The organism is Aerococcus sp. UBA6277 (assembly GCF_002440555.1).
Lineage (GTDB): Bacteria > Bacillota > Bacilli > Lactobacillales > Aerococcaceae > Aerococcus.
In genome coordinates this window covers 1-10691 of the sequence record NZ_DJUR01000038.1, presented here as the reverse complement: position 1 = coordinate 10691, position 10691 = coordinate 1, and the positions used below count along the sequence as shown (strand labels likewise).

The following is a 10691-nucleotide window of genomic DNA, read 5'->3' as shown; positions in this document are numbered from 1 at the left end:
ATAATGGAGATTCTTCTTTTTTGTAAAAAAAATAGAACCAATGACTTTTTTTAAAAAGTCATCAGTCCTATATATTGTAGAGCCATAAAAGAACGGTGGTGGTTTGGTTTTTGACAAGTATTCAATTAGTTTTGATGATCTGGATCGATTTCTGGATCATAATCCACATCTTTATCGAAATCACCAGAATTTAACATACCATCTTCACCTGAGTTTGCTTTGTCTGCTGCCAGAATAACATCCTTGGCATTTTCAACTCTACCAAAATCCGTACGATCTGGTGTGTTGTAGCCCATAATGTTATAAGGTTTCTTTCCCGGCGTTTGGTCCTCATTGTTTATTGTATCATCATCTGAGCTGGCTTGGCCACCCACTACGTATGAGTGACGTACAGCTGCTGATTCTGATGATGGCCCTGCATTTAAATCAAAGCTTGGCTTTTCTTGTGCTGGTCTTACTGCATTGTAATCAGACGCTTCTACCGTAAAGTGGTGACGGATGGCTGAAATAGGACCTTCACTTGCTGTATAAGTTGCTTGATAAGGTTGACGTACAGCTACATCTTGATGACCTACTTTGTATGAACCTCGTAAGGCTGAAGATGAACCTGTAGTGTTTTCAGCTACTTGGTCTGCTTCATATTCGCTAGATTCAGTCACCTCGTCATCTTGGCCAGCTTTTTCTTCGTCAGCTAAGGAGAATACTGCGGCAGCACCTGCTGCTGTAGCGGCTGTTTCACCAACCTGGTTGTCAGCTTGGTCAGTTGCTTTGGTTTCTTTCTCTGCTTGAGTTTCACTAATCGCTTGGTTAGCAGCTGTACCTGTAGCGACGTCATCAGCTGGATGAATGGCTGTTGCATTTTCCGTAAAGGCTGGACGTTGCTCGGTGTGGTAGTCATTTACTGGTGCGTCTGGTGTTAGGTCTAATTCTGGAAAACGACGGTCTAAATCATCACCGTGTTCGTCAGTAATTAAACGGTATAGTAAAGCTGTCGCAACCATTTGACGGATTGTATATTTAATGGAGAAAATCATGATGGCTACAGTCGCGATAATCGCTAAGATAGCAATTAAGATACCACCGTTATTTAGGAAGGCACCTAATAGTCCTAAACCACCAAACATCACAATACCTAGTAATACTGGGTAAAGGGCATTTTGGAAACCAATCCAGAATAAGGTCCACTTGTTTCCCTTCATCATGACTTTAGACACCTTCAATGGCTTACGGCCATTAATACGGTCATTATCAAATAGTAAGTAGTTATTCATCGCTAAACGCAAGGTAACGATTATTATCAAAATAACATACACGATGATAAAAAGAAGCCCTAAGCCTACTGCAAGACCAGCTAACCCTGAATAATCACCTGCTGTTAAGTCAGTTGGTGGTGTTAAAGATTGACCAGTGAGGTAGAAGATGCCAGCGCCAATACCGCCAAGAACTAAGGCCAACAACATTGTCCACAAAAAGATGACAATAGTATAGATAATTTGGTTCCAGATATTACGGAAATATCGACGTTGGAAGGGTTCGAAAATATTCCCAATATGGAAACGATCCTCATCCACCAATCGTAAAACCGACCAGTCAATCCCTAAGCTTAATGGGAAAGAAATAAAGATCGTAATAATCATCGACGCCATACCCGCAATCGTCAACATAGAATCTGTTGCGGTTGTCGTATCAGTTGTTCCGGTAATCATTTCAATTGCCCAAGTAATCAAACCTGTAATAACCCCAGTAACTAAAGTCGCACCAAAAATTGCTAGGGTATTTCCCTGTTGGATGGCACTCGCTTCTTTGTTTATCTCCGAAGCTTTTCGTGAAATTTTATAAGACATTTTACACACTCCCTTTTTGTTCATCCTTTTAAAGTTGATCACTTACATTTTTTCTTCTGTATACGAAAAACACTATATACCTTATTATACATGAAAACTATTTAGATATTGAAGGAAAAGGTCACAGGCTTTCAGATTCAGTCATTTCCGTTAAACCAAAGGCTTTTCTAAAACGGATTCCAATCTCATTTAAGGCATCTTCCGATTGAGGGAAAATGCCAATCTTATCTACAAAACCATGGTCTAGCCCCCGGTATCTGAAAAATGACGTTTGGACCCCGTTAGTTAACAAACGTTTGGCATAGGCTTCTGACTCAATACGCAAAAAATCATATTCCGCCGTCACAATAATGGTCGGGGGCATTTGTTGAATGGTTTTATCCGAAGCAAACAGCGGCGATACCAATGGGTCTTTCAAGTCCACATTTTTAGCATATAACTTGTTGATATAATGAACGCCAATTCCAAGTGACTTAACGATAAAGGTAATGATCTCGTCATTATCATGGATATCATACTCATCCAAGGACCATTCGTAGCCCGGCGTCTCTTTCATAGCCATATTAACAATTGGATAAAGGAGGATTTGTTGTTTAATCCAGTGGTTGCCCGATTCGATATCATAGATATTCATGGCTGCAGCAATATTAGCGCCCGATGAATCACCCATGATTGCTATTTTTCCAGGGTCTACACCAAGCATCTCAGCGTTATCACGGACCCAACCAAGCATGGCTATCCCGTCGATTAATGCGTGAGGAAAAGGTTTCTCCGGTGCCAAGCTATAGGGAAAGGCCACAACAACGGCGCCAGTTTTATAAGCAATGCCTCGGCATGTGTTGGTAATAGTATTAAAGGTTGTCCCGATAAAGCCCCCACCATGAAGGTAAAGGATTACAGGTGCTGGCTCATTGGCTTGTTGCACTTCATCCGGATAAAATGCTCGAGCATGCATAATCCGTTCTTCAATGGGGAAGTCATACTCGCGAATAGTCACTTGTCCGTCTGAAATGTCCCGGTTTATTGTCGTCCCCACTACCCGTCGATACATGAATAGGAATGGGTTATATTGTTTCTCGATAATGTCGTTGAGGTATTGAATCACTGGCGTCGGGTCCCGGTGAATTTTAATCGACCCAAGCAAGCGCTCGTCCAATTGGCCACCAACATCTGAAGTGGGAAGTTTCTTTAGGATAAATTCACCATTTGGAAAAGTCCTTCTGGTATAGCGATTTTTCATTAATTTGACTTGTTCATAGTATCTTAAATCTGGCTGTATTTTTGGTTGTCGCTGCCGTCCGACAGTCGAAATGATTCCCATGATTGGCCTCTTTTCAAAAGTTGAGTCTTGACTAATGTTTATGTTCGATAACCTGCTTCCAACTGACAAGAATCCTCCTATTAGCGTATCCTGAGTGGCCCGTCATTGAAAAAAGCACACCAAGTCGAGCTAGCGCCCAACTTAGCGTGCGTATGTTCTTTTAACAAAATGTTTAGGCAAAGAAATGGAAGATGCTGTAACCAATCAAGAACAGGCCTAATGTAAAGATAAAGTTTCCTACTGCATAGGTTGGGAAGTTGACTTTCTCTAAGGCTGGTACTGGGCGGTATTTCATGTAGAAATAGTTACCGCTAGTTGATTGGTTGACCATTAATGCGACAAACCAGTAAACTGCAAATGCCCCTAGTGACACGATTAAACCGCGGATTGTGGGTGTCCATCCTGTGGTGAAGTAAGCGAAGAATGGAATCAAAATCGTAATAACGTGGTTTAAAAAGTAGCTTAGGCCTGATACGTGGTAAATTTTGTTGATACGGCTAGGCATAAAGAATGAGAAGTAAGCGTAAAGTCCGAAATAGAATAAGACTTGCATGATCATTTGGTTACCTGTTAGTAGGTAAACCAGTCCCATTATGGTTGATAGGCGACAAATGTGCAGTGGCAAGGCTTGTTTTAAGTCGAATTCGGTCTCGAAATAATACCAAGAGTATAAGAGAATTTGTTGTAAAACGGAAATGGTAAACATGACACGTCCAATAACGACCTGGTGGGTGTTGATAAAGTCGCTAAAAATAAACATGGCAAGTAAAATCATAAAGAAGGCAGCTAAGTACAAGATATGCGCCAGTGAAAATGCATTAATAAAGGGTGCATCAATATTGACACAGTTCAAGTAAATCTTTTCTTTTAGCCCTTCTAGCTTAGCTTTGCGTCGATTTGCATGTTTATCCCATGATTCCATGAAACGTTCACCCTGTTCCTTTCAATCCCATTCAGATACCCTCATCCCAATAATACTTCCTTTAGCGTTCAGTTTAGTGTGGCGCGGTTCTTCCGAGCTCTTTTCTTCTTCATATTACCAAAGACTTTCGCACTTGCTCAAGTAGAAAACTCTTTTGGGAGCGTTTCGTTTTTGTAAACATAATCTTTACTTATTGTTTACAATCCCTCCCAAAGAAAAAAGGCCTAAAACCTCCCCGTAAATGGTGATTCTCAAACCTTTCCTCATGTATTCTTTTACGACTTATCCACTTAACCACTATGGCTAGCCTAGTGCGGCGATTTCGCGGTCCATTTGTAAGACAATTGCCGCAAGCATGTCTCGCTCAAACGCGAACTGGCCACTGCGGAAATGATAATCAATATTTTGCCGGGTCATGTAAGTCATATTGGCAACGGCTGTGGCATAGCCTTTTTTAAATAAACCGGTGATGAAATACTTGTTTTTATCGACTTGGTCAAAGACTTCCAGCCACTTGCTAGTTTTACGGGCTGAAAAGTTGATATCTGCCATAGATAATAATTTTTCATCGTCCGCATATAAGGCTTGTTTGGCTTGGTCTAGGGCAATCAAGTCTTCCCCTAAGAAATCTTGAGTCAACATAGATCCGTCGACATAGACAGGGGCTTGAATTTCATAAAGGAAAGCCAATACCCGTGCAACTGGTGTTTGATCGCGGACAATTTTTTGCCAATTGATCAGCTGCATATTTAGTAACCCGTCTTCAAAAAAGTTGGCGTTGTATAAAATGTAGCCTTCGCCAAGTTTCTGTGCTTCTTTTAAGACTAGTTCTGCGTAGGTTAATGACTGGGCAATATCTTCTGATAAGCCTAGTCCCCCATTGATTTGAATGGGGTAAATGGCCTGTTGTAATAGTCGGTAGTATAAGAAGGCAGACATACCATCTACAAATAGAATAGATTGCTTATGAATAGCATGGTCTAATTGAATATTGTCAGACATTAAGGCTGGTTGGAATTTGCTTTGAATCATGTTATGGGCCTGATTGATAATTTCAAGGGCCACTTGTTGGTCTTTAATCGCAACCTCGTAGGCTAACGTTAACATTACACCCATTTCTTCCCTCCTTTACTTGTTTTAACTTTTCGTCTAGAAATGCTTTGTTCCCATCTTACCTAAGAATCGTTAAAAATGCATTCTTTTCTTCAACATCTAGCAATAATTTGAGGAATTTTTTGCTATAAGTAGGACCTAAGTGATCGGCCAGGTCATCTAGGTTGACCAAGTATATTTTTGTAGGTGTTTGCCGTGATGTTAACATGTCGTGAAGAGCATCTAGATTGGCCCCATAGTAACTAGGAAAATCTAAGGTTTTTGCGATTTGATTGTGCAAGTCCTTTCGCCCATAAAGGTCTTGCCCATCAATGATTAAGGTTTGCATGCTGGTCACTCCTTATGATTAATTAATAGAGTTGTTGGAAAGTTTCGTAGTGGTCGTCGGTGTAGTAAATGTCGCCGTCGTCTGAATAGATGATGCGCTCGGCTCCGCGGTAACCCCCGTCATAGTTGACGTCTGCTTCTCGGTAGTCGTCTTCTTCTGGTAGCAGGCCTTCGTAGTTTCCAAAATAATCGCCACCGATTGACATGCCGTCTGCTACTTCCCACAAGTTGCCTTCGCTAGATTCCCAACCCAAGTCTTCGGCTTCGGATTTGGTGATGTAGTTTTCTGGCAGGGTGTCATACCGGTCGATGTAGGCAGCTACCTCTTCAGGACTTGTGTAAGTTCCGTCTTCAGCCACTTGTACTGTGTCACCGTCTGTTGCAGATTCACTAGTCGTTGAAGCATCTGATTCGTTGTCAGCTACTTGTGCTTGGTCACTTTGATTGCTATTCTGGTCGTCCGTATTCCACGGTTCTTGCGAGGCATAGACTGCTAACGCCGCTAAAATGATCCCAATAATCGACTTCGGATTTTTGATCAGCTGCTGGATCGCTTCTAACTGATTTTTCTGTGGATTCATCGTCTCTTGTTCCTCCTTCAAATCGAAAAGAAAAACGTCCTTTTGATTTAAGGACGCTTCAATTATATCTATTTTAACTTAAAGTCGCGTGAATGTCTTTGTTTCTGGCTGATAAACTTCAACGAAACCTTCATCCGTATGGAAATGCCAACCTTCTACTTTTAGGTTACCAGCGGCAACGCGGTCTTGGATGATTGGGTATTCCATTAAGTGGTTGTATTGGGCAATGATATTCGTTTTTTCCATCAAATCGCTCTTAGCAACTGGATCGTCTAACTCGGCTAATTGGTCTGCGATAGATTCCTTGACTGGATTTAATTTGCCAATCCATTCTTTTAAATAAGGCATTTCGTCAAAATTTTCTGGTGGGTTTAAGCAAGTGTTACAGCCCCCGCAGTTGATATGGCCAAGTAAGATAATATTTTCTACTTGTAAGGAGGTTACAGTAAAATCTAAACCTGCTTGCAAGGATAGTATTGGGTCTGGGTCATTGTATTCTGGTACGATATTTGCAATATTTCGGATTTGGAAAACTTCGCCGGGGTCGGCTTGTAACAAGCTCTCAACATTAATACGTGAATCCCCACAGGTAATCACTAAGGTGTGTGGCGAATGGGTTCGTGCTAATGCTTCGTAGATGTCTTGTTTGTCTTTATAGGCCGTTTCATGGAAGTGATCGACCGCTGGTTTAAAATCTCTCATTCAGTTTTCCTTCTTTCATATAGTACTTCCTAATTATTTTATCATAAAACTCTAGATTTCCTTTAAAATACCTACTATTTTACCGAAAATAGCACAATCCTTATGCATTATTGCATTTATGCCTTATAATGTATGTACAAGAAAATGACCTTTAATATTCATTGCCATTTTGCCAAAAAGAAAGAAGTGACGCGGATGTTACCCAACAAAAACGCTAATAGAATAAGTATTCCACTCGAATTACAGGATATGAAACGATCAGAATTAGGTGAGAAATTTGCTGAATTGCACCGCCAACTACAAGAAACTAAGAATAGTATGCTGGTGATTGTGGATGGTTGGGAGACTTCTGGTAAAGGATTCTTGCTCAAGGATTTGACGCGCGAACTGGACCCTAAACATTATGAAGTAGCGGTCTTTGATGAAAGTACTTTGGAAGATGAACAGCGCCCGTATTTGCGCCGATTTTTCATGCGTTCGCCTAAACGCGGTCAAATCGTCTTCTTCGATCGGTCATTCTACTATGACCTCTTCCACCAGCTGGATATGAAGGAGAAAACACTTAATCATGTTTTAGACGATATTTCCTTTGTTGAAAAAGCACTCACCCACGACGATACCCTAGTCATTAAGTTCTTTATCCACCATAGTAAGGAGGAAATGACGGACCGGATTAAGGCTTTGAAAGAAGACCCTTACCGAAAAGTCTTAGTTACCAAGCAAGATAAGGACCAGTTGAAAAACTACAAGGCTTACCGTAAACACTTTAAGGAGATTTTGGAGAAAACTAACTTTGAGAAAACGCCGTGGCATATCTTACATGTGGATGATCAAAAGGATCAATCCCGTTTGGCTCTCAAAACTTGTATCGATAGCTTAGAAGATTGGCTGTCTAGCGATTTGACTCGCCCGCAATTAGATTCAGACTTTATTGGTAACAGTCCAGATATCGTGGGGCAAGTTGATCATTCACCGATAATTTCAAAAGAAGACTACGATGACATCAAGGAAGACTTGCAAGAACAGGCTGCCAACTTGTTGTTTAGGGCTTACCAAGAAAACAAAGGGGTTATTGTAGCCTACGAGGGGTCAGATGCTGCCGGTAAAGGAGGGAATTACCAACGCTTAACCCGGTTGATGGACCCTCGTGGTTATGACGTTGCTACCGTCGCTGCCCCAAATGATGAAGAGTTGCGTCACCATTACCTATGGCGATTTTACCGAGACTTCCCAAGTTTGGGACGGATGACGATTTTTGACCGCACATGGTATGGCCGTGTCTTAGTTGAACGAATCGAAAACCTTACGCCAGTTTACCGTTGGCAAGAAGCATACGAAGAAATTAATCAGATGGAACACAACATCACTGACCAGGACTACCTCCTTTTGAAATACCTGATTATCATCGATAAGGACACCCAATATGACCGGTTTATGGGCCGAGAAAAAGACCCTGACAAACAATACAAAATCACCGATGAGGACTGGCGAAACCGGGATAAATTTGACATTTATAACACCGCCATGAATGAAATGGTTGCTGCAACTTCTACTAAAGAGGCCCCATGGAGAGTCATTTCTGGTGTCGACAAACGTCACGCCCGTATTACTGTATTAAAAGACTTCATCAAACGGATGGAAGCTTTCTTAGACGACTAGAAGAATTTTGAATGAATGACAAAAACAACCACTTCCCAAATCTTCGATGGATTTAAGGGAAGTGGTTGTTTAATTTTATTTCTTACATTGATTGTGTTGCAGCGTTAGCTGGCGTTTGTTGCAATAACCATGAGTAAGAGTAACCAGGGTCAGAACCTAAGTTTTCTGCTTCTACACGTGATTGTGCAATTTGCTCATCACTATAACCATCTAGTGCATCACTTGCTAAACCTACACGATCAATAATAATTTGACGGTTTTCAGTTTGGTCAGGCACACTAGTAACTTCTTCACTAGCTGCTGGTGCAACTTCTGTTGCCGCCTGGTCAGCTGCTTCCACTGATGTTTCTTTAGCAACTGCAGGCTCTGCAGCTGGTGTTTCTATAGCAGTTTGGTCAGTTACTTCTTCACTTGAAGTAGTTTCCGTTACAGGACTACTTGCTTCCTCAGTATATGTTGCTGTAGTCTCTGTTGACTCACTAACAGCCGTAGTTTCAGACGTATAGGAAGCTGTCTCACTAGTGGCTACTTCCTCAGTACTTGTGCTTGCTTGTTCCGATTGACGAGTTGATTCACTACTTGCTGTAGCTGATTCAACTTGAGATGTTGCCACATTACTTGTATATAAATCTTGCGCATTTTCATCTGCTTGAACTTGTGTAATAGTGTATCCCGCTGCTAATACTCCAGCGGCTAGGAATCCCATCACTACTTTTGGCGTTTTCATTAATATCACACCTTTCTATACATATAAGTCTAAAGAAAAATATAGATAGATTCAAACGATTTCATACGCTTTAAACCTTTCTTAAAGGTTTAACAAAGGTATATTTACCAATGTTGCCTTTAAGCTGGCATTATCCTTGGATAGCTTGCGCTATTTCAGCTACAGAATCTGAAGAATCCGCATTTAAGTTTTTAAATTTACCGTCACCACCCACGTATACTAATGAAGGAACAGTTTTAGCGCCCACTTCAAAACGGAAGTCAGATAAGGCATCATCAGTTGCTGTTTCTTCAGAATTTAAATAGTATGTACTACTTACATCTTCACCTAAAGCTTGAATTAATTTTGGTAAATATTTACGACAGAAAGGACAAGTAGGACGACCAATAAATACCAATTTAGCTTCATCTTCTTCTAAGAATCCTTTCGCAACATTTGCTGAAATTTCTTGGAAATCCTTAATCTCTTTCTCAAATTCTTCTTGTGTAAACGGTTGAATATTGTCTACCATATTTCATACCTCCTAATTTTTTTATATGTAAACTCATAGTATGCTTTCAACCGCTGAAATTCAATTAATATGCATTCTCAAGCCATATGGTAGAATAGAGTTGATTACAAGAATAAAGGTGAAACAAATGAAACTAGGATTTATATCAGATATACATATCGATCGCGGTAAGACCCAGCAAGAAACAGACTTCCTTCATACCCTTTCCGCCTATATCAACGACCAAGCACTGGACGAAGTCTTTATCGGTGGCGACATCTCTAACCATTACGACAAAACCATTGCATTTGTGGAAAAATTACAAGCCCATTCCGGCGCTAAGATTTACTTTATACCGGGGAACCATGATTATTGGGAAGCAAAGTCGGCAAAAAAACATACATTGACTATCCACGACACATTTAAAAGTCACCCACAAAGCATATTAAACAAATCATTAATGGTGGGCAACGAAACTGCTGTTGTCGGTCATACAGGTTGGTACAACCATGCCTATCATGATCTAGCTTTTACAGAAGAAAAGTTAGAGACTGGCCGCCACAAACTAGTCACCTGGCAAGACAAAGTTCGGCTAGATTGGCAAGCAACTGACAAAGAAGTCTCTAAGCAATTCGCTCAGGAAACCAAAGAAACCTTAGACCAAGTGATGACAACCCATCAACCCAAAAACATTATCCTTCTGACCCATGTCATTACCATTCCTGAGTTCACTATCCCCATGCCACACCGGGTGTTCGACTTCTTCAATGCCTATATCGCAACCGATGACTACTTACCTTTCTATCAAGATTACCCAATCAAACAATCCATCATGGGACACGCTCACATCAGACACCAAATAAAGCAAGGCAATCAACATTTTATTAGTAATAGTCTCGCCTATGAACGCGAATGGCGCCATAAGGACCTCTACCAAGAAATCGACTACGCTATGTTTATAATGGAAGTTTAAACCTTCCTTTTTTAAAAAAGACCACAAAAAAA

General features: G+C 40.8%; 11 protein-coding genes. 2 read left to right on the top strand and 9 right to left on the bottom strand.

Annotated features, from left to right (window positions below; genetic code table 11):
- Positions 1-125 precede the first annotated feature (125 nt).
- From B2V22_RS06735 to B2V22_RS06705, 7 genes are all read right to left on the bottom strand, one after another.
- Positions 126-1844, bottom strand: coding sequence for a DUF975 family protein (locus B2V22_RS06735; RefSeq protein ID WP_290491336.1), 1719 nt, complete (start codon positions 1842-1844; stop codon positions 126-128).
- A 121-nt stretch (positions 1845-1965) separates the two neighbouring features.
- Complete coding sequence (locus B2V22_RS06730; protein ID WP_290491334.1) at positions 1966-3165, bottom strand: alpha/beta hydrolase; 1200 nt, start codon at positions 3163-3165, stop codon at positions 1966-1968.
- Between the two features lie 172 nt (positions 3166-3337).
- Positions 3338-4087 (bottom strand): TIGR02206 family membrane protein, encoded by a 750-nt coding sequence (locus B2V22_RS06725; protein ID WP_290491332.1) that lies wholly within the window; start codon positions 4085-4087, stop codon positions 3338-3340.
- A 303-nt stretch (positions 4088-4390) separates the two neighbouring features.
- Positions 4391-5203 (bottom strand): hypothetical protein, encoded by an 813-nt coding sequence (locus tag B2V22_RS06720; RefSeq protein WP_290491330.1) that lies wholly within the window; start codon positions 5201-5203, stop codon positions 4391-4393.
- A gap of 55 nt (positions 5204-5258) precedes the next feature.
- A complete protein-coding gene (locus tag B2V22_RS06715; RefSeq protein WP_290491328.1) occupies positions 5259-5528 on the bottom strand; it encodes a barstar family protein in 270 nt (89 codons plus the stop codon).
- Positions 5529-5550: 22 nt separating this feature from the next.
- Positions 5551-6108 (bottom strand): ribonuclease domain-containing protein, encoded by a 558-nt coding sequence (locus B2V22_RS06710; RefSeq protein ID WP_290491326.1) that lies wholly within the window; start codon positions 6106-6108, stop codon positions 5551-5553.
- Between the two features lie 78 nt (positions 6109-6186).
- Positions 6187-6810 (bottom strand): carbonic anhydrase, encoded by a 624-nt coding sequence (locus B2V22_RS06705; RefSeq protein WP_290491324.1) that lies wholly within the window; start codon positions 6808-6810, stop codon positions 6187-6189.
- 195 nt (positions 6811-7005) lie between these two features.
- On the opposite strand from B2V22_RS06705, the gene B2V22_RS06700 reads away from it, so the two are divergent.
- Positions 7006-8469 (top strand): phosphate:AMP phosphotransferase, encoded by a 1464-nt coding sequence (locus B2V22_RS06700; protein WP_290491322.1) that lies wholly within the window; start codon positions 7006-7008, stop codon positions 8467-8469.
- An 82-nt stretch (positions 8470-8551) separates the two neighbouring features.
- On the opposite strand, the gene B2V22_RS06695 is transcribed toward B2V22_RS06700, so the two are convergent.
- The gene (locus B2V22_RS06695) at positions 8552-9196 is read right to left on the bottom strand and encodes a hypothetical protein (RefSeq protein ID WP_290491321.1); all 645 of its coding nucleotides are present in this window, start codon (positions 9194-9196) and stop codon (positions 8552-8554) included.
- A gap of 130 nt (positions 9197-9326) precedes the next feature.
- Positions 9327-9707 (bottom strand): bacterocin transport accessory protein, encoded by a 381-nt coding sequence (locus B2V22_RS06690; protein ID WP_290491319.1) that lies wholly within the window; start codon positions 9705-9707, stop codon positions 9327-9329.
- A 127-nt stretch (positions 9708-9834) separates the two neighbouring features.
- On the opposite strand from B2V22_RS06690, the gene B2V22_RS06685 reads away from it, so the two are divergent.
- A complete protein-coding gene (locus tag B2V22_RS06685) occupies positions 9835-10659 on the top strand; it encodes a metallophosphoesterase (protein ID WP_290491318.1) in 825 nt (274 codons plus the stop codon).
- Positions 10660-10691: the final 32 nt, after the last annotated feature.